This window comes from Halanaerobium hydrogeniformans (genome assembly GCF_000166415.1).
GTDB classification, from domain to species: Bacteria; Bacillota; Halanaerobiia; order Halanaerobiales; family Halanaerobiaceae; genus Halanaerobium; species Halanaerobium hydrogeniformans.
This window is the reverse complement of sequence record NC_014654.1, coordinates 1,167,321-1,189,186: the sequence shown is the minus strand read 5'-3', so window position 1 is coordinate 1,189,186 and position 21,866 is coordinate 1,167,321. Positions and strand designations below refer to the sequence as shown.

The window sequence follows — 21,866 nt, the reverse complement described above, 5'->3', positions numbered from 1 at the left end:
ATAAAAAAAACACCACAGATAGACTGTAGTGCCAATAGTTAAGTTCACCAAAAAATAGCATAATGGTGGCATAAAGTCTGTCCTTTATTTAAAGTCTACGGAGTTAGCTGTCGGGCTAGAAGTAAAGGTCTTCTTCTAAAATTTAGATTCGCCCCAAAAAAGTGGGTCCCCCGCTCTCAATTGAGATTAGACAACAGAAATATTTTCTTTTCATATTATTAAAACATATTATAATTATTTTGTCAAATATTTTCACCAGTAATCATATGAGAAGATTTTAACATTCTTCTCATTTTTAGTTTATCATGGTAAGCTAAAATTTACAAATTTAGACATGAAACTCTCCTTTAAATTTCTTGATTATATTTCTTGTTAGATGGTTTAAATAAAGTTGATATTGACCTAGGTCCAATCCCAATTTATATACTCTTCCACTATTATCTCTAAGAAATTAATATTATTCTCATCTTCATCTATAGATATTCACTTAACTAATTCTTTGATTTTCTTAATAATCTTTCTTAAATATTTCATTGTCTCAGGTCCAGGATCAGATCCAAAGTGACGATATCTTCTTTGTTCGAAAAATAAAGATGTTCTCAACACTTCCATATTATTAGAAATAATATTATCTTTTTCATATCTATTGTAATGCTGATTTGCAATATCAGCTGCTTTTTCGAAGCTGCCCCAATAATCATAACCGTTAAAACTAAGACTAAATTCTTGTATTTCCATCCAATTAGCATCTTCTTTAGGAATTTTATTTAATTTTTCATCCATTACTCTAAATTCCTTTCATTTTAAAATTTAAACCTGCTTAGAATTTTTTTCATAGAATTAAAATTTTAATTCCCTTAATTCTGAAACTTCATTTTTTGCTAAGTCTATTATAATTTGTTTTACTTTGTCATATTCATCTGAAGATATTTTATTTAAAGTTACTTTAGCTTTTTCAAATTGACCCAATTCTCTCAATAATTCTCCTTTCATCAATAGATGATTATCATCGTTTTCATCAAAAACATTTAATAATTTTTCCAATAGATCCGGCATTATTTTCTCTACATCTTGCGATAATTCTGCCTCATTATTCTTGCGATAATAATCATTATATTTCCACCAAATTTGTCTTAATAGATAAAAAGTATCGTCATCACTGCGAATGTCTATTTGCTTTAAGGCATAAATATATTCTTCTAAAGTTAAATCTTTCAAAAACTCTAAATCTGAATATTTATCACTGTCATATAAAACCTGATCAATTTTTTTGGCATCTTCTACCCAGAAATATTCGCTGCACTTTTCACAAAAGCTTACAACAACACTATCAGGGAGCATTGGAGCTTCTCTTTTCCCATCAGTCCAAAATTTAGCTCCAATAGTATTACCCGACATTAAGGTTGACTTTTTAAATTTATTGTCACAATATGGACATTGAATTATCTCAACTGGCCCTGGTTGCATGGGTATTCCTCCTTTGAAGATTATTTTTCTATATCGAAAAATTTAACAAGCTTTTCAATTGTATACTTGCTTTTTAATTTAAAAGCAGTATTCTGATTAGCCTTTAGTCCTTTCTTCCAGTAAGCATTTTTTGCATCAATTGTTTTTATCCAATCAATTTTTACAAATAATAACAATTATTTAGATCATTAATTTCATAATCAAGACCATTAGTTTTTGTTGGAGCATCGATAATAGAAACCATTTCACCATTATATTCCACCTTAAATTCTTTAGCCGGAACGGCTTTTTCTTTTACTATTCCTACACCTACATATCCTTGACCAGGAATCATACAAAATATCCGAGCTCCAGAAAACAATTTTTTCAGAGTTCTGCTGTACCACTTTCCTCCGCTTCCAATTACAAAATTGAATTTTCTACAATCATTCTATTCCGTTTCATTCTTATTTTCAATATTAACTACAAAGTCTCTACCATTCCAAGGTTCAGACTTACTCAAATTCTTATTTATATTTTTCTTTTCTTCTACTTCATTTGGATTAATCAACCAAGTTCTACTTATATAATCATTTTCTGCTTCTTTAAAATATCTAAAGAAGACAGCATTAATTGGAACATTATAATTATCAGATAAATAATTAATAATTCTTTCAGTTTCAAAATCTAGTTCAGCAGCTACAATAAGTATATTATGTGTTTCATTTATTGTATCAGGTAAATCAGTATCAAACTTTTCATAGAAAGCTTTTTCAATATTTTTACCATTATTATTTTCAGAATAAATATGACTAATATCTTCATATGATAAATTTTGTACCCAGGAAGCATAATCAAGAGTTTGTGCAACAACATCTCTTGGAGTCTTATCTTTTTTTAATTCAATAATGTTTAAATTACCTTCCATATCCATACCCAACATATCAATAAATTTCCCGTAACTTGTTAATATTTGCCTCCCTAATAAGAATATATCATCACTTAATATAGATATATCACTCTCAAGTATGTTTTCCAATTTATTTTCTGATTCTATACTAGTAAATTCAATTTTCTCAATTTGATTATTATTTAGTTTCCAAAAACCTACTTCTATTGGCATATATTTCACCTCATTCTTTAATCTATTTACTTAAATTAATCAAAAATAATCTACAAAGATTTAAGACTTGCTAAATGAAAGCCTCACAAAAATTTCATCAATAAAATCTATTACATTATTAACAACAACATCTTCACTCACTCCAAAAGGTAAAAATATTGGTATATAAGTAAAGTCATATTTACCAATAAAAACCTGATTTATATCAATTTTCTTTATTGCTAACAATTCATCTTTGATTTCAGGAGCATAATTCCAATTACTATCTTTTATTCCTATCCAAAAAGGAGTTTCAGCTTTTTTAATCCAGTATTCTAAATTAAATTCTAAACTAACACCCCATTGATCATTAATCATCAAATATTGCTTATATCCTTCACGAAAATGTCTGCATTTCAACCCATCTGTATTTACATTTAATTTTATTTTTAATTTATCAGTAAATTTATCTATTAGTTGAATATACCCATATATTCTTTTTGCTATGTCAACCCCAACATCTTTTTCTTTAAGTGGTAAAAATGCTTCTTCATCCATTCTTGAGCAAAGTCCATCAAGCTGATTGATATCTGATAATAATATATCCAAATTATTTGTTACTAATTCCTGCCTAATTATATTAATAATTTTATCCCATGAGGTTATTGTAATAGTCAGTTCTTCTTTAACATCAAAGTTATAATATTCTGAATTTTTATTTTTCAAAACACTAAATTCATTGTTACATTTTCTTTTTAATTCAGACCATAAAGAATTGATTCTTTTTTCTGGACAAATAAACAAAAGAATTTTAACACCTGAATAATTAGATTCTTCTAATCTTTTTAAATAAGCTATGGGTTGATTTTCAGTTAATCCAGCCCAAAATTTTGATTCTATAATTAATATTTCTTCCTGTTTTTCATTAACTCCTACCATATCAGGCCTTGTTAAATCTTTGCCTGACTGTTGTGTTTTGAAATGAATTTCATCTTGAGGCTCTACTCTATTTATTAAACTATAGATATAACTGATAAATATTTCAGTAGTGTACAATAAGTTGTGTAAATAGATTTTTTTCAATAAAAAAAGAGGAATCCTTCTTTGAATGGTTGAAATATTTATTAGCGAAATAAACTCAACCCAAAGGAGGACTCCTCATGAACAGTATACCCGAAAAAAACAGTGATGGTCAAGTTGAATTTCACGATTTAATCATTGAACTCATCAAAAATTTTCTCGAGAATTTCCTCAAGGCTGAATTAACTGAATTTCTAAACTATGAAAAACATGAATACTCAGGTAGAAACTCTGGCAATAGTCGTAATGGATCTTATCTTCGTGATTTCTTAACTCAGTTTGGCAGTATTAAAGGCTTAAATGTTCCTAGAGATAGAAATGGTGAATTCCAAACTGAACTATTCCAACCATATAAACGCTATGATAACTGGCTTGAAGAAGCTATAATAAACATGTATGCTAATGGCCTTTCCACCCGCTATGTAGCTGATTGGATAGAGCAGATGTATGGACAAAAATATAGCCCTACTACTATTAGTAATCTAACTAATGTTGCTCTTGAAGAGGTTAAAAAGTGGAAAGAAAGACCACTTCAAAAACGGTACAGCGTTATTTTTATTGATGGCATGAGCATAAAAGTCAGACGAGATACTGTTGCAAATGAATCTGTATATATTATCATTGGTATCAATGAAGACGGCTATCGTGAAATACTTGATTTCTACATTGGTGCAACTGAATCTGCTGCTTTATGGGAAGAAGTACTAAGTAATTTAAAAGAACGCGGAGTCCAGGAAGTCCTACTAGGTGTTATAGATGGACTCCCAGGACTTAAAGATTCTTTTCTAAAAGTATTCCCTAAAGCGGATGTGCAGCGTTGTATAGTTCATAAAGTGCGTAATACAATAGTCAAAGTTAGAAAAAAAGATACTGATGAAATCGTTAAAGATTTAAAAAAGATCTATAGATCTCCCAGCAGAGAGTTTGCAGAAAAAGCTTTAGAAGAATTTGATTTTAAATGGAGTAAAATCTATCCTAAAGTTACTCAAAGCTGGTACGTAGATAAAGATGAACTATTAACATTTTATAAATATCCAGAAAGCATACATAAAGCCATATACACAACAAACTGGATTGAAAGAGCCAATAAAGAAATCAAAAAAAGATTAAAGCCTATGAATAGTTTGCCTAATGTACAAGCAGCTGAAAAAATAATTTATTTAAAGATTATTGAGTACAACTCAAAATGGTCTGATAGAAAGATGAGAGGATTTTTAGCTGCAAAAGATCAGCTCCATCAACTATTTAAAGAACGATACTGATTTATTTACACAAGATTCTTGACGTTATCTGAGGTAGGGTTCTTCTATTAAATTAGACACATAGTTCAGATAGTTTTTATGACAACAATTCTTTATTAATTTGTTATTTGCTATATCATCATTTAATTAATAGCTGGCAGCTCATTATAGTAAACTTCAGAATCTTTATAATCACTTTTAACCCAATTATTATATTCTAAAAATTGGCCATTATCCTCAAAAGAAGTTTTGATATTTTTAATTGTATTAACTTCTAATGCATTTTCATTATATATTGGACTCTTAAACTCAGTTGGGTTTAAAGAAATTCCACCACTAATAGAAACAATTACTTTTTGTTTTAAAGCCATATTATTCATTCTATCTATCTTATCATTGTATTCATTTACTGATTCTTCATATCTTTTGGTTAAATTATTATATTTATTAACCAAATTATTATACTTGTCAACTTCTTCACTATCATACCTATTGACAGGAATATAGCTATTTATTTCTTCATATAGGGTTTCTATTTTTTCATCTAATTCATCAATATCATTTTCTAATGTTTTTATTTCTTCATTAAGTTCTTTATAAGGCTCATAGTAGCCATATAATTCTTCCTCGTCTATATTCTCACTGATTTGATCTATATAATATTGATCACTCTTATTCAGAGAGGATTCTTTAAACAGATTAGATTTATTCATTACGTGTGTATATTCATTAATATTATTTTCATTTAATGTTACCTTGCCACTTGGATAAATTAAAGCAGTAGCTGCTAACAACTTGTCTGTTTTATTATCTGTTTTTAAAGATGGTAATTCTACCGATAAAAACTGATCTAAATCTACTCTATTATCAATACGTTCTTCTTTAAGCCAATTTATTAACCCTAATATTTTACCAAGATTGCTTAATTCTTTCATTCTTTTTGAATGACTTTCATAATAATGATAATTATTATTTAAGTGTGCTATTGTATCTTTAGTAGACTTATCTAACGTAATATCTTCTTCATCCATTCTTTCTGAACCAGCTAAAAATTGATTGTTTTTTATCACTCCAATGTTGCCATCAGTGATGGTTGTTATTTCTTCTGGGTAAAACCAATATCTTATTCTTTTGATGTCATTGTTTGTATAACTATCAAACAAAAAACTTATTTGATCATTTTTTGATATACTTTTTCCACTTTCATTTAATAAAGTTCTTTCATCTTCGGTTAAAAAGCCAGGAATATCTTCTTTCATATCATCAGCAACTAATTCATAAGTGTTAGGATCTAATCCCACTGATAATGTTTTAAAAAACTTATCTGCTTCTAGCAAAACATATCCTGCTCTAGTGTTATCTAAATAACCTCCAAAATTTACTTTAGCATACTTATTTATTTCATGTTTATCCAAACTTATATAGGGGCTATTATATCCATGATGAAATAATGCTCTGTAAACAACTGCTATATCTGACAAGGATATGATTTCGTTGGCTAAAGTGGCAGTTTCGTCTAATTTCCCATAAAAATATAATTCATCATCATTTGTTATCTCTAGTGCTTCTAAGTTTACTTTCTGATTAAACATATTTTGTATACTAGTTAAGTCAATAGATTGCTTATTATTTTTTAAATCCAAATCATTAATAGAAATAGAATGAGGTTTTTCATATAAAGTTAATTTTTGAGATGCATAATCATTTTCGAAACTATAAACCTCAATTTCTTTTATTTCTGTATCATCACTATTTATAACTGAGCGAATTGGAAATCTAATAATGGATTTATGCTTTTCAAAATCTTCTTTTGGATTACTCCCTTGAACAAAAACCCTTATTAAGTCAGAATTATAATAAAGCTGAAAACGACCTTCCCGAAATAAATCCACCCATGCAGGTTCTCTATTCTCTACTGGATAATGTTCTATAATATTCGTGTAATCTTCTTCTATATCAGTATTTTCTACCAACTGATTTTTTAATAAACTTGAATATTTCTCTAGATATTCTTGAAGCAAAGCTTTTTCATTATCACTTAAAGATTCTTTATTTCCTAAAACTTCCTCAATGGTTTCTCCTGAATGAGTGATTGTACTTCCAGGTATCTGCTCCTTATAGGTGATTTGAATTGTACTTTCACTAAAATCGTTAAAGGCGAAAAAACCTATAATTAAAAGCAATAATATATATATCAATATTTTTTTATTAATTTAAATACCTCCTTTTCGCTATAAAACTTATCCTAATCGATAACAACCTTCTATTTGAAATTAAAGTTATCGTTAATACTTAATATTGATTGCAGAAAAACCTAAAATCACATTCTCTGCAAATCTTCTTTGGCGGAAAACTTTCAAGAGCAAATTTCTCGTTTTGTATTTTTTTAACTATATTATCAAATTTGTAATTTGCCTCTTTAAAGTCTTTGTCATTTATTGAAATATTCACTTTTGCTTCTTCAGGATTTTTAGCTCCAGTGAAATATATCATTGCATTTTCAATATTAACTTCATGTTTGTTTTTTAATAAGTTAGCATAAGTTGCAAGCTGAAATTTATATTTTTCCATCTTTTCTTCTGATTCTTCTGGTTTAGTCGCTTTAATATCAATTAAATGATACTTCCCCTCATCATCCAAAATTATATCTATTTTTCCACTAATAAAATAATCAGGTTTTTCTATACTTATATTTAATTCAGACTCACTGATTTTTTCTATTAACTCTTGATTATTTTTATAATATCTAATAATTTGATTAAATGCTTCTTTTTTAATATTAGGTGCTAAACTCTGCTGCATATGCTCTCTTAAATTGTCATAATTATTTTCATACCACTCTTTAATCTTCTCATTGCTAAGCTTATCGTTATTTTCTTCTAAGCAATATTTGTTTACATCTTCAATAGTTTCATGAACCAAACTACCAAACAATGCTCCACCTCTACGACTTGAAGTAAATCCAGATTCCTTATAAAAATTATATTGTCTAGGACAAGTATCATATACCAAAATATCAGTAGTTAAGCTATATTGCTTCTTTAATTTACTGTCTTTTTTCTCATTAATATTAACTTGATCCCAGTCATTTTTATTTATTTCTTCTAAACTTTTCACCATATTCCACACTGGTCTTATTTTAGGATTAGCATTCTTTCTATATTTACTTAGCACTAAAAAATTCTCTGCTCGTGAAAAAGCTACATAATATTTTCTCATATAATCAAAATCATTAATTTTATTTAAATCTTCAAATATTTTTCTGTGCTTAAAGTCTTTTAATTCCTTATCAAGCTGACCACTTTGCATCGTCTTCTTACCTAAATTGCTGACAATAACTACAGGGAATTCTAATCCTTTGGCTTGATGAATAGTCATTATTGAAACATGGTCTTTTATCAATATCTTTTCTCGATCTTCATATTCATTTAAACCTGATCGATGAAGAACATAAAAGAAACTCTTAAATAATCTTTGTGGTATATACTCAACATTTCTAAAAGTTATGATTTGTGATTCTTTTAAGTAAAATTTATTAAATTTAGCTAATAAATCTGACATTATTCCCAGATTGTATTTAGATAAACTATTGTCTTCTAAATATTTTTTAAATGGTTTGAACTCAAACATCTGATACATTACATCTAATAAATTTTCATCTGTTGTTTCCTTTTTTTCTGCAATTTCTTTATAATATTTTCTCTTTTCTCGAAGCCAGTTAGAAAAAGAATGATACCTTTCTTCTTCTAATAATTCTTTAAGTTCAAATTTTATTTCTTCTAGGTATAATCTCCAATCATTTGCATATGAAACAGCTTTCTCATCAAATTCAAAAATATAGACAAAAGCTGCCAGCAAATATCTTATCTCCTCATACTGAAAATAGTTTTTGGCTCTAGGGCAATTGCTTCTTATTCCTTTATCAGCAAGTGCATTTATAAAAGAATCAGAGTATTTTCCTTTTACTGAATCAATTAAAATTGCAACTTCACTATAATCATTGATAACTTCTCTTGTTTTTAAATCTTCAATAAAGTCAGCCACTTTTTTTGCTTGTTTGCTTTTATCAAATTCATTAATCTTAAAAACACTATTATAAAAAGGCATTCTATTTTGTCTGCATGGTTTTATTTTTTTATTAAACCTTGCATTACCCCATTTAAGTGATTTCATAAAACGATTATAAATATCAATAATCTGCTGATGAGATCTATAATTAATAGTTAAATTAACCTTTTCAGCCTCTGGAAAATGTTTGGGGAATTCTAGTAAATTCCTAACAGTAGCACCTCTAAATCTATATAATGACTGATCCTCATCACCAACAACGCAAATATTATTGGTTTTCTCAATCAGTTTATAAATTATTGTTTCTTGTATATAATTGGTATCTTGAAATTCATCTACCATTATATATTTAAATCTATTTTTTAATTCTTCTTCTGTTTCTTTGTTTTCTAATAGATCGTTAAGATAGAACTGTAAAAAAGCAAAATCAACATAATTTTTTTCAGAAAGCAAATCTCTATAATTTTGATAAGCATAACCTAATTCCTCGAAAAATTTATCACCACTAAACACTAAATCTTCAGGTGATATTAACTCTTGAGTCAATTTATTGAAATATTTAATTAATCCTTCTATAGTTCTCCATTTATATTTCCATTTATTAAGATACTTCTTATATCTAGATTCATCAGTAGAATCTTCTAATATCTTATTAAAGTTATCATTAATGAAAAACTTTTGCATTACTTCATCTAAAACTTCAAAACCTCTATCTAAATGTGGATGAACATCTGTAAACTCTCTTAAAATCTCATTACAAAAACCATGAATGGTGTTAATCATAATATCACTAGTATCAATTCTATGATCCAAATTGTCAATCATATTAGCTATCCTGGTTCTTAATTGGAGAGCTGCCTTTTCTGTGAAGGTGCAAACTAAAATATTTTTGGCCTTTACTTTTTTATTAGCTAATAAGTTTACAGTCCTTAAAATTAAGCTTTGAGTTTTTCCTGAACCAGGACCTGCAATTATTAATAAAGGACCATCTGTTGTCTCAATTGCTTTTTGCTGCTCTTTATTTGGTGTAAAATCTAGTAAATTATAGATGTCATTCATGGTTTTATTCCTCCCAAAGATTAATTAACTTCTAATATTGATTTAAATAATTTATCAATAGGTCTGGAATTATATTTATTCAATGATTGTTTATCTATAAAGAATATATTTAAAGCATTAAATTCTTCTCTAGTTAGATTATAATGTTTATTTGAACTCTCAAATTCACTGTAGGCCATAATGTATGAATTTAAAATTATCTCATCTTCATTAATCGAATTAGCTGCAATTTTAGGTTCTTGTTCTTTTATAGTTTCTGCTAATTGTACTTTAGGATGTTTTTCTATTTTCCCTAAATTATGAATCCCTTTTGGATCAATAAAACTTAAATATTGCTTTTTATCTTCTTTTATCCAAAGCATAAAGTCTGGATAATATCTATCTACATCATCCATAAAACATACACCTTTACTTCTGGTTAAATTTCTTAATAAAAATATTTCTTTATCTTCTATTATTTCTTTTGCTTCATCACTTTCTATATAATCTTTTAAAAGACTTATAAAAGTTTCTTCGCTCTCTTCCAAACCTTGTGGTGTTGTTTTAATTTCACCATTTTTACATAACAATGGCTGGAAAAGATGACGATCAAAATAAATATTTTTAAAGTGATCATTACCATTTAATTTTGCTGAATAAAACATTTCTGTTTCTTCTTGAATTAAATCTTCAACTTCATCAATTAAATTAAAGTTTTTTCTCTCTATTTTTATTACATAATCCTGAAAGTTAGAATCTTCTTTGGTTAATGACCTGTAAACTAATTTATCATCCTGGTAATGTTTATGCGAAGTTTTATAAAACTTATTTACATATTTCTTTAAAATCTTTTCAGCTATCTCTTGCAATTTTTTTAAATCAGCAAATTTATTCATTTTTAGAGTATCGTCTTCACAAAAAACCTCATAATTTTTATTTTCTAAAATCTCTTTGAGTTTATCTTTTTGTATAAGTAAATTATGAAACCTTTTCTTTTTCTTATATCTAACCAAATTTAAATAAATTTGGTCCCAGTCCATTAGATTTAAAATTTCTTGATCAAAATAATAATTCTCATATTGGCTATTATCTTTAAATTCTAAATCAGCATCAAAACTTGAAACTATTTCAGTCTTAGGCCTTAAATCTAACTCTACAGATATTTCATTGTTTTTAGTAATATCTAATTCAATTAACTCTTCATAGAAGTTAGCATCATCTTTCACCTTTATTGTATATAGATTTTTATTCAAAAACTCACTATTTTCTTTAATTGGAAGAATAATTTCTTTATCATCTTTATCTTCTATTCCCTCTTCCTCTAAATATTTTCTGAAATCCTCCATATAATCAGCTCTTATACCAAATATATTTAGAGTTTCTAGAAGATTAATATAATCTGGATGAAATACATCACTAAAAGCTTCACTTCTCTTTAAAGACCCATTTAAACCTTTTATTCGTACACCCCTGCCAAATAACTGTATTATTTGTGAGCCTCGGCTACGACCTAAATTTAAAATTCCAATATTTGAAACACGATAACTATTCCAGCCTTCAGTAAATTTCTTTGATCCTATTAATAAGTTTATATTTGAAGTAGAATCATTTAAATCGGTAAATAGCGAATCTGAAAATTCATCTTCTTTTACTCTATAATTATTTTCTTCAAACTTATCTATCAATTTAGAAGAATTACCAATATTTATTAATCCAAAATAATCTTTAGCTCCCTTTAACTTCAGGCCAATCTCACCATCTCCACCCTTAATATTATATAATTCTAGTTCTCCAGTTATATTAGATGTATTGAAAATTAATTCTAACATTTCATTATAACTTATTCTTTCATCAATATTTTTAGATTTCAGATATCTAAATTTATCATCAAAAATATCTCTGTCATTTTCATCTTCAAATCCGCTTTTCTTATTTAAAATATTTTTTATAATTGTTATTATCTCAGCTTTGTTTTCAAATAAATTTTTAATGAATTCAATAACAAATTCTATATCACTAACACTTCTTTTATCTATTTTAGCCATACTTCCACTTGGAGCCAGCACAGTATCTCCAACAAATACTAATAAAGGATTCTCTAAATTATATTTTTTTATTGCTTTTCTATTCTCAACATAATATTTTTTCTGCTCATAAAATGATAATAAGTTTGCTAGCATATATCGGAAATTATATTCTTTAAGCTGTGAATCTTTTAAATTTAAAATGTTATAATCTTTACCATATCCGTCATGATAAAAATATCTGTACGAGTAATCAAAAATAACAGCTTTAGAATACTCTTCTAATAAATTTACATGGAACTGTTTAATCTGACTTTTCTTATACTCAGATATCTCCATATTATCTAATTTTTTATCTAACTGATATTTTGACATATTAATATAGGTATTATTTTTATTAATATTAAATATTTCCTCTTTGATTTCTTTATCAAGACCTAAAAGTTCAACTTTTTCATTGTATCTAGGATAATCATTTTTTATCTTTTCTGATCTATCTATTCTATCACCAATGGCCTGACCAAAAGTTGCGCTATATTCAAATAAAAATCCATCTCTAGCCAGTGCTTCTCTATTAGATTTCCATTCAACTCCCTGCATACCTTTATGTCCCTCATCTACAAAAACTAAATTATTACCTTCTAATGTACTTATTTCTACACTTTCACCTTCACCAGTTTTATTTTCCTTAAGTTTGTGTATTTCTATTACATAAATATCTTTATCTCCAATTAATCCACCACCCATTTTATTTAGATGATCAACATCAATGTTACTTACTTTAAATTCTTCTATATGTTGTTTTGTTAGTCTCTCATTTGGAGTGATTAGTATAATATTATCTAATTTAGTTTTATTATACTTTAAAAACTGAAGAAAATTTATATGCATTATAAGAGTCTTTCCTGACCCAGTGGCCATATAATATGCTAATTTATTTAAATCGTCTTCTTCAAAATATGAATATTTCCTTTTATCTTTCTTAATTTTTTTATTTTCTTCATCTACAAATTCGTTTATATCAATAAGAAATTTTTCTTTACTATTAAAATATCTATCCAAAAATATTTCAGTAAATAAAACAGCAAAATACTGAAAATATTTTAAGTCTATCAAATTTTCCCTGTTTTCGCTGATATGATCTACATATTCTTTAATATTACTATCATAGGTTTCTAATTTATTAAATAACTCATCTTCAATTTCAAAATTAACCATCAATAGGTTTTGAAGTATATAACTCCTCCCTTCTTCATCAAAACCATCATCTATTAAATCAGGTTGTGCAACTTTCCTAAGTGTTTTAAAATTACCTTCATTACTTATAAATTCTTCAACTCCAAATAATGACAAAAGATATTTATTTAAAATTTCTCTGTCTTGTAATTGCATTATCTCACCAATCCTTTAATCATTAAGCATCAACTTCTTAAAGCTTTCCTCTATTAGTAAAGAATTTTCTACATAATTATCTCCATTAATATATACTTTTTTATAATCATCAAGATTTAGTTTGTTTTCAATAAATTCTTTATCTTTCTTTAAATCTAAATCAATAGTCTTTCTCCAGATAACCAATACACTCTCATCATCTTTCTTACCACTTACAATTTTATACTTCCTATCAAATTGATCATATACATCAAATGTTTTTACTTTAAGCCCAATCAAATAATTAAATGTTTCTATTAAGTTAACTTTTTTATTTATCTTTTCTTTATTTTCTGTAAAAATTATTTCATAATTAAATGGTTCTTTAAATTTATCTATATTTATTACAGAAGACTTAGTGTCATAGTCTAGCATATATTTTATTAGATAATCATCATAATTATTAATTAACTTTAGATTATTAGATTCAAATTCTATATTTTCAAGAGTATCCTCATATTGTTCTATACTCTGATATTTGAAAAAATGACTATAACCATCATTATCTTGAGGTTTACCATCTTTCCACTCCTTTGAATACATCACTTTCTTTATACGAGGTAACATAGTGGTATAAAAATAATTACCCAATTCAACTTGAATATATTTGCGTTCTCCATCATCTTCTTCATTTAAATCCAAACAAGCGTGGCCAGTAGTGCCTGATCCAGCAAAGAAATCCATAACAATATCATTTTTATTAGAAGCAATTCTTAAAATTCTTTTGATTAGTCGTAATGTTTTTGGTGTATCAAAAACATCATCTTCTTCATTTAATAAAGCCTTCAATTCCTGTTTTGCTTCTTGATTATGTCCTACTTCTTCATATGTCCAAATTGTCATAGGGGTTATACCATCTTTAACCTCTGATAAAAATCTTTTTACTGAAGGAACATTATTCCCATCTTCCCCAAACCAGATACGATTATCTTCAACCATTTCTTCAAATTTTTCTTCAGATACTACCCAACTTCTTCCTTGGGGAGGCAAAACTTTTCTCCCACTAGGAGTCCTAATTTCATAAATATCTTTTGGGGTAACTCTTTTAACTGATAAATCACTTGACTTCCATGGGCCTCGTGGATCATTATCAGGGTTTTTATATCTCTCATCCATTTCTTCTGTTCGCGGTAATAAATTTATATCCCAATTATCTTTATTTTTGGCATAAGCTAAAATAAAATCATGATTATCGCTAAAATAGCGGGCATCATTTTGAGGTGAATATTTCTTTTGCCAGATAATATTTGACACGAAATTATTTTTACCAAAAATTTCATCACAAAGCTTTTTCAAATTAGAATGTTCATTATCATCAATACTAATAAAAACTACTCCATTATTTGCCATAAGCTTACTAGCAAGCTTCAATCTATTTTCCATCATTGTTAACCAACTGGAATGCTGATAATTATCTTTATATACAAAATCTTCTCCACCTGTGTTATAGGGAGGATCAATAAAGATAGCTTTAACTTTACCTTTATATTTTTCCATTATAAGATTAAGTGTTTGAAAGTTTTCACTATTAATCATTAATCCTTTTATTTCATCATTAACATTATTATATGAATCTAGCAACTTTTCTTTAAAATCGTTATTAAAATATTTAGTATCTACAACTAAGTTTTTCAATTTTCTCTCATTAAATAATTTACTCTTATTGATAAATAAATCATCTTTAGTTTCAATTTTCTCATTAAAAAAGACTTTCCATTCATTAATTTGTTTTTTATTATTTAATACTTCTTCAAATATTTCATCTTGAATTACCTCTGGCACTTTATCCAATGTCAAACAATATTCATCATCAATTACAAACTTTTTCTTCTCAAATAACTTTTTCTGAAAATTTTCTATTTGAGCTAAAAATTCAATTATTTTTTTTGAAACATTCTTTATTACTCTGACTTTATTTAAGTATGAATCTACACTCTTTTCATCTTCTGTACCTATAGCATCAATATTCATAATTTCATTTTTAATAAAAAAGTCTAATTCTCTATTTAAAAATCCTTTTAAATCTTTATGTATAAAATAATCTGATTTGTTTTTTGTAGTATATTTATAAAGCTGAGATTTCAAAGGTGGATTAGCTTTTTTATCTCCATCAATTAACCATCCTAAATCATAGATATCTTTAGTCTGTTTCTTAATTTTATTCTCTAATTTATCAAAAGTTTTATCTCTAATATCAGCTTGCGTATTTCTATTTTTGTATTTTTGGTTTTCTTTTTTAGTCAAACTTCTATATTCAAAGTAAATATTTAATTCTTTATTTTCATTATCATAATCAAAATAATTTTCTTTTTTAAGTAAAAAATACTGATCTTCATCAGATTTATTATTATTTTTTTCTTCTTCAGCTTGCACAACTTTAAAATTAACAGTTACCCAATTATTTTTAAAACTATAATTGTCAAATTCTTCTGTTGTTTTGACATAATATTGATCTTTATTAGCCCAATGCATATGAACTTCTTCACCATTATATGGAATAGCATATTTTTCATCTTTTGAATATCTTCTTTTAGATAAAAAATCACCATTATCATAATATCTTTTAAAAAATCTATAAATATCATTATAAATATCATTATAAATATTAGTATCAATATTAGTAGAGCTAGATAATGAATTTAGCTGTTCTTTTGCTTTTTGATATTTTTTTGAGTCTTTAAAATCCACACCTAATTCTTCAGCTTCATTTTTTATCTTTTCAATTTTTTCTTCCAATAATTCCTTATCTTTATTTACAAGTTGATTCATTTCTTTATCAATAGTTTGTACTAAATCTTTTTCGATAAATTTTTCTATTTCATCTTTCCTCTGGTTCATAATCCTATATATTCCAAAATCTAATTCAGCTTTATCAAAACGAAATAATTCTTTTAGCAAAGATGTTAGCCTATCTCTATCATTCATTAAATATTCCTCCTGGTTTTTTAATTATATTTTTCTTTAGCATCTTTTATTTTAAAAATAACTTCTTCTAAATCTTTCTCGAAAAAATAATTTTTGCTCAACCAACTATAAAATTCATCATCCTCTAATCCTTCTTCATTTATCTTTATTAATATTTCATATAAATCTTCAATTAAATTTTTTTGTTTGTCTTTCATTAATATCCTCCTGTTCTAGCTTTCTTCACCTTTTGAATCAATCACATTAAAATTTAATTCTCTTAATCTATTTTCTAAAGAATCAATAAAACAATCAATTCTTTTTTCAATAAAAACATCTAAAGCATCTTCAGGCAAATAGTCTTTTTTTGCCCATTGAATTAATTCATTAGGTATTAAATGATCCTCAAAAACTTCATCTAATTCTTCTAAATTGTATTCTTTTAAATAATTAACAGGATTTTTATCACTGATTTCAAGGTTAGTTTTTTGTGGTATATAAGCAATATTCATTAAACTATTTTTATTAACTTCAATTTCATCAGTAAAATTATCTAAAAAATTCAAAGGAAATATATGATGTAAATTAGGTTTGTCAGTTAAATGATAATAAACATCTTTTAAAACAGAACTGTCTTTATACTTCCAGTCTTTAGGTTCTTGACTGGATAATAAAGATAGAATTGAACGAGATAATCGTCCACGAGAACTATAAGATGAATCTCTTAAATCATTTTTATTTAATACAAAATCAGGAAATTTTACTTCTTTTCCCTGTTTAGCTCTTTCAAGCCAATCTACATGATTTCTCAAATGGGTAGTGTTTCTTAACTTTTCTTCAGTATGAAAACTATAAAACCAAAAATATTTATTCAGCAATTCATAATTAGGTTCTGGATTCTTATAAAAATAAGAAACTATACTCATATAAAAATAGCGAAAAGGTACTAATCTAGGCCCTTTTAAATGTAAATGGTTCTCAAAAAAATCGAAAGTTTTTAATATTGCTTTTTTAGCATCTTCCCAAATTTTTTCAATTTGAGCAGCTTCTATCGGTTCAACCCCCTAAATATGGAAAATATGTTTGTTAAGCTCGCTCATTCTTAGTTTCTCATTTTTTGATTTAGGCGAGTACTGGTTCAGCAACTATTTTTTCTGCTTTAGCCAGTTTATAAAATTTTGCTGGAGGCATATCATTAAGACTGCCATGACGGTATCTGTTGTTATAATAATTCATATACTCACTGACTTTTTTATAGGCGTCAATAAAACTACTGAATTCATTAATTGAATAACAATCTTTTTCTAAAACCGAATGAAATGATTCTATATGAGCATTCATATTAGGTGTTCTAACTGGAATTCTCTGATGCTCTACCCCCAGTTTTTCACAGGTGTCTCCAAATAATTTAGAGACAAATTGTGGTCCATTATCTGTTCTAATTTTAGGCAAATTCATGCCTTTATACAGCTTTCTTTTATTTAAAGCAGCCTTTAATACCCTGCAGGTATCTTTAGCTTTACAGCTTAGTCCCAGGTGATAATCTATAACAGTCTTATCAAAGACATCAATTACTGACATCTGGAAAAAGAACTGATCTGTTCCATTTATGTAGCCGTATTTTAAATCCATCTGCCAGAGTTGATTTGGTTCTGTAATTTCTTCCTGTTTTGCAATCTTTTTAGGTCTAAATTTTTTGATTTTTCTTTGCGATCTTAATATATCCAGTTCTTTGCATAACCTGTATACTTTTTTCTTATTTATTTTCAAGTTATAGTCTTCTTTTAAACAGACTGTAAGTTTCCTGTAACCATAAGGGAAGCCATCTCCTGCAACCAGTTCTAAGAGCCATTCTTTAATCTGTTCATCAGATATTTTTTCACCTGATTCAGTTAGAGAATACCCAGGGACAGGTCTTCCTTGAGGATTATTGGAATTGCTGCTATTAGTACTTTCACTCTCAGTTTTTCTATTTATATTACTGTAGTAAGTGGAAGAATTAAGCCCAACAAAGTCTAAAACAATAGAGATTTTATACCCTTTATTTATCCACTTTGATGCAATCTGAACTTTGAGGGCTATCGGGGGTTTACTTTATCTCTCAACTCCCTTAAAATCGCTAATTCTAATTCTTTTTCTGCTACAATTTTTTTGAGCTTATCATTTTCATCGCTCATTTTACTTAATCTATTTTCTATCTCTTTCATTTGCTTTTTTTCATCTTTAGGAAGAGATCTAACTGATCCTGTTTCTTTAGCTTTTTTGACCCAGCTGTAAACAGTATGCTTAGAAATATTATGTCGTCTTGCTACAAGAGCTGTGTTACCTATTTCGCGACATTCTTTTACAATTTGTTCTTTAGTTTCATCGGAATATTTTCTGTTTGCCATTGGTGTTTCCCCCTTGTAATTAGAGTATATCACTTTCAAACTTTTTCTCCAATTCTGTTAGGGGGCTATATAGAAATAATCCTCGTAGGTTTTAGAAGTATGTATTTTGCCTGAATCATATATTTGAGAAACCTCAAAATTATTTATAACTGCTGACATACCACCAATATGATCTGCATGAGGATGAGTAGAAAAAACTGCATCCAGCCTTTCTACATTATTAGAATTAAGATAATCCACCATTTTTGTTGCTATACTGCTGTACCTATCACCTGCATCTATCAAGACATTTGTTTCGCTGCTCTGAATGAGTATCGCATCTCCCTGGCCAACATCTATAAAATGAACATCAAGTGCTGCCTGGACAGGAGCTATTGTTATAAGAATTAAAATAATGCTTAAAAAAAGTGCTTTTAGTAGTTTATTTAACTTGTTGGTTTTAATACAATCTCACTCCTTAAATCTATCTTTTATAATAAACTTTCTAACTAAAATCAAATATTAATCTTCGCCTGCAAAAAACTCGTTGAGCTTAAATTTTAAACCATTATCATCAGGATGATTTTTCCTGTGGTCAAAACTTCCATTTAGGATCTCACGCGGTATTCCTTCTGAAAAAGCATCACAGGTAAATCCATTTTTATAAACTCTAATGCATTTAAAACAAATATTATTGTCAATTTGGATACCTAAAATGCTATCACTTGCAAACTTTTCGTTTTTTCTCACCATATGATCTCCTCCATATTTAAATTATGTTACGTCAAATCTAATAGTTTTTTCAAAAATATTAATAGTTATCATAGTTGTCAGGCTAGGAATCTCCATAAAAAGAAGGAATCCCTCCCCCTGAGCTAGTAAATAGTAATTGAAAAAGTCACAACCTACTAAACCCAGAAAGGAAGGGATGTAAGTTATGTTTTCTCGAAAAATACCTAATTTCCTGCTTAAACCTATCATGAATTTTGTTCTTTTGACCTATCTTTTTTTCGCCAGACTTTTCCAGGTTGATTTTGAACCCAATGATAAACTCGATGATAGTTATACTAAATTTAACAGTTTTGATGACCCACAACCTATTATAGAATATAATCAGGTTGACTATCGCGATATTCTAGCTGAAGCTGAAAAAAATGGTGAAAATATTCAGCCTGTTAATCGCAATAAACCTCTAACTGTAAAGGTTGAGGAGTGCTCTCAATGTGGAGCTCCCAAAAAATATCTCTACAGTTTCGGTCATGATCCAGATGGATACCAAAAGTTCCAGTGTAAACTCTGTAAACATCAGTGGGGCTCCTAAGAAACCTAAAAAACCTAAAAACCACCCTACATATCGCTGTCCTTTCTGCAACTATGCTCTTGCTAAAGAGAAAAAGCGCAAGCATTTTACCAAGTATAAATGCCGCAATGATGACTGTTCTAAATGGAAAAATGAACATAAGCGTTATCGCTACAGAGCCTATAATTTTGATATCAATAAGCTTGAAGTTTCCAGACCTGATAAAGAACCTGTTAACCTTGATAATTCTCACTATGGAAACTTTACCATCTCTAAAGCTATTGACTTTTATGTCAGTCTTGGTCTTTCTTTAAGACAGGCTGAAAGAGCTCTTAAACTTGCCTATGGTGTTTCACCTTCAGCTCAAACCATCCAAAACTGGACTGTCTCTTTAGCTTACAGACTTGCTCCTAAAATCAATGAGCTTGATCTGCCTTTATCTGGTATTGTTGCTGTTGATGAAACATATATTAAAATCAAAGGCAGCTGGCATTATCTTTTTACTGCCATAGATGGTGAAAATGGCTGTGTTATCGCTCAGCATCTTTCTAAAAATCGCGACGCTAAAGGTGCAATAACCATTTTAAAAAGAATCATCGACCAATATCAAGATCAAAACTTTGTTCTAGTTACTGATATGGCTCCAATTTACAGAGCTGCTGTCCATGCTGCTAAAGTGTTTTTGAAAACCAATATTGACCACAAACAACTTAAGGGGCTATTTGCTAACGATGATAACTCAGATGAAATTTACAGACCTTATAAAAACATCATTGAAAGGTTTTTCGGTACTTATAAAGCCCATTACAAACGCCATAAAAGCTTTAGCTCTTTTGATGGTGCACTTGCTCATATAACTCTTTATCAGCTCTATTTTAATTATTTAAAACCTCATAGTTCCTTTAATGATAAACCACCACTGATAGTAGAAGGAGCAAGAGGTCAGCCTATCGAATCCTGGGCCCAACTTATCAGATGGATCACCAAAACTGATAGGTAATTAAATATCTTTTAGAAAAATCATGTTTTATCCCTTTAGATATTTATAATCACCAGATACCATTTTATTACTTTATTTACAACTTTAAACTTTTGACATTCTGATCATTTTCATTATAATCGTAATTAGTGGTGCTCTATTACTATTTGCTTACATTTTATGGTAACTATCATATTTTATTTGACGTTATCTTAAATTATCGTTCTAATTAATATATTCAATAATAAGCAATAAAACCCTTTATATGTTAAGCTTTTTAGCTGTTTGTTTGAATACATATATCAGTCATAAGTGTCTAAAAAAAATATAAAACAAACAGACATTATTTTATATTTTATAATTTTCCTAATATTTCTTTATTTTTACTCCTGTTATCTAAATTCAACAACAAAATTAAAATTCCTGTGTTTAAATTAATTTTATAATATTTTAATCAAAAAATTCCTCTACTATATTGTAGAAGGAAAGCAAAAAAATGACTATTTATTTAGCAGTTACTTTGAATTTCAAGTTCAGACTATACTCATTTAAAATAAAATTGCTATTTTTTTATATTTTCGTAAAATAATCAAGTTTTAGTGTTACATTTTTAACAAATAAATGGTAATATATAGTTAATAAATAGCATTTTAAGAAAGGAGCAATCATGGAAGAACTATTTACTCTTATCAGTTCTTATGGTTTTCCGATGGTTTTATCGGTCTATCTCTTGATTCGTTTTGAAACCAAGCTTAAAGACCTTGAATCTTCTATCGACACACTAATTCTTCTTAACAACAGCTCTGATAATAGATCCAGTAATAAAACTGATTTTATTCATTAATTAATTTTGCAGCCCCTGTATAAAACAAAGGCTGCATGGG

16 protein-coding genes, 1 pseudogene and 1 riboswitch are annotated in these 21,866 nt (G+C 27.8%); of the genes and pseudogenes, 3 read left to right on the top strand and 14 right to left on the bottom strand.

Features of this window, described 5'->3' with window-relative positions:
• Positions 1-77 precede the first annotated feature (77 nt).
• Positions 78-203, bottom strand: a riboswitch (cyclic di-AMP (ydaO/yuaA leader).
• Between the two features lie 280 nt (positions 204-483).
• The 5 genes from HALSA_RS05320 to HALSA_RS05305 form a co-directional block, all read right to left on the bottom strand.
• On the bottom strand, positions 484-783 hold the full coding sequence (locus HALSA_RS05320) for a hypothetical protein (protein WP_013405575.1): 300 nt from the start codon (positions 781-783) through the stop codon (positions 484-486).
• A gap of 57 nt (positions 784-840) precedes the next feature.
• Entirely contained in the window at positions 841-1,467 is a 627-nt protein-coding gene (locus HALSA_RS05315; protein ID WP_013405574.1) for a DUF2225 domain-containing protein, read from the bottom strand.
• A 160-nt stretch (positions 1,468-1,627) separates the two neighbouring features.
• The gene (locus HALSA_RS12880) at positions 1,628-1,801 is read right to left on the bottom strand and encodes a hypothetical protein (RefSeq protein ID WP_202943515.1); all 174 of its coding nucleotides are present in this window, start codon (positions 1,799-1,801) and stop codon (positions 1,628-1,630) included.
• Positions 1,802-1,897: 96 nt separating this feature from the next.
• Positions 1,898-2,569 carry a PDDEXK family nuclease gene (locus HALSA_RS12875; protein ID WP_202943514.1) on the bottom strand — a complete coding sequence of 224 codons (672 nt, stop codon included), beginning with the start codon at positions 2,567-2,569 and terminating at the stop codon, positions 1,898-1,900.
• A gap of 60 nt (positions 2,570-2,629) precedes the next feature.
• Positions 2,630-3,631 carry a hypothetical protein gene (locus tag HALSA_RS05305; RefSeq protein ID WP_013405573.1) on the bottom strand — a complete coding sequence of 334 codons (1,002 nt, stop codon included), beginning with the start codon at positions 3,629-3,631 and terminating at the stop codon, positions 2,630-2,632.
• A 77-nt stretch (positions 3,632-3,708) separates the two neighbouring features.
• On the opposite strand from HALSA_RS05305, the gene HALSA_RS05300 reads away from it, so the two are divergent.
• Complete coding sequence (locus tag HALSA_RS05300) at positions 3,709-4,890, top strand: IS256 family transposase (RefSeq protein ID WP_013404695.1); 1,182 nt, start codon at positions 3,709-3,711, stop codon at positions 4,888-4,890.
• Between the two features lie 122 nt (positions 4,891-5,012).
• Here the strand turns inward: HALSA_RS05300 and HALSA_RS05295 are convergent, their stop codons facing one another.
• The 9 genes from HALSA_RS05295 to HALSA_RS05255 form a co-directional block, all read right to left on the bottom strand.
• The gene (locus tag HALSA_RS05295; protein ID WP_013405572.1) at positions 5,013-7,052 is read right to left on the bottom strand and encodes a hypothetical protein; all 2,040 of its coding nucleotides are present in this window, start codon (positions 7,050-7,052) and stop codon (positions 5,013-5,015) included.
• Between the two features lie 109 nt (positions 7,053-7,161).
• Positions 7,162-9,996, bottom strand: coding sequence for an ATP-dependent DNA helicase (locus HALSA_RS05290; protein WP_013405571.1), 2,835 nt, complete (start codon positions 9,994-9,996; stop codon positions 7,162-7,164).
• A gap of 20 nt (positions 9,997-10,016) precedes the next feature.
• Positions 10,017-13,391, bottom strand: coding sequence for a DEAD/DEAH box helicase family protein (locus tag HALSA_RS05285; protein WP_013405570.1), 3,375 nt, complete (start codon positions 13,389-13,391; stop codon positions 10,017-10,019).
• A gap of 15 nt (positions 13,392-13,406) precedes the next feature.
• On the bottom strand, positions 13,407-16,355 hold the full coding sequence (locus tag HALSA_RS05280) for a site-specific DNA-methyltransferase (protein ID WP_013405569.1): 2,949 nt from the start codon (positions 16,353-16,355) through the stop codon (positions 13,407-13,409).
• A gap of 20 nt (positions 16,356-16,375) precedes the next feature.
• Positions 16,376-16,552 carry a hypothetical protein gene (locus HALSA_RS12790; protein ID WP_013405568.1) on the bottom strand — a complete coding sequence of 59 codons (177 nt, stop codon included), beginning with the start codon at positions 16,550-16,552 and terminating at the stop codon, positions 16,376-16,378.
• Positions 16,553-16,567: 15 nt separating this feature from the next.
• The gene (locus tag HALSA_RS05275) at positions 16,568-17,212 is read right to left on the bottom strand and encodes a hypothetical protein (RefSeq protein WP_160143053.1); all 645 of its coding nucleotides are present in this window, start codon (positions 17,210-17,212) and stop codon (positions 16,568-16,570) included.
• A 244-nt stretch (positions 17,213-17,456) separates the two neighbouring features.
• Positions 17,457-18,724, bottom strand: a protein-coding gene (locus HALSA_RS05270) for an IS3-like element ISHahy4 family transposase (protein ID WP_095522092.1) whose coding sequence is annotated in 2 segments (ribosomal slippage) — positions 17,457-18,424 and positions 18,424-18,724 — 1,269 coding nt in all. Because the reading frame shifts where the segments join, the coding sequence is not laid out codon by codon here.
• 57 nt (positions 18,725-18,781) lie between these two features.
• Positions 18,782-19,009 (bottom strand): MBL fold metallo-hydrolase, encoded by a 228-nt coding sequence (locus HALSA_RS12625; RefSeq protein WP_049773854.1) that lies wholly within the window; start codon positions 19,007-19,009, stop codon positions 18,782-18,784.
• 216 nt (positions 19,010-19,225) lie between these two features.
• Complete coding sequence (locus tag HALSA_RS05255) at positions 19,226-19,456, bottom strand: hypothetical protein (RefSeq protein WP_013405566.1); 231 nt, start codon at positions 19,454-19,456, stop codon at positions 19,226-19,228.
• A 184-nt stretch (positions 19,457-19,640) separates the two neighbouring features.
• Between HALSA_RS05255 and HALSA_RS05250 the strand changes: the two are divergent.
• Positions 19,641-21,003 (top strand): annotated as a pseudogene (locus HALSA_RS05250) (DDE-type integrase/transposase/recombinase).
• A gap of 646 nt (positions 21,004-21,649) precedes the next feature.
• Entirely contained in the window at positions 21,650-21,826 is a 177-nt protein-coding gene (locus HALSA_RS12620) for a YvrJ family protein (RefSeq protein ID WP_013405565.1), read from the top strand.
• Positions 21,827-21,866: the final 40 nt, after the last annotated feature.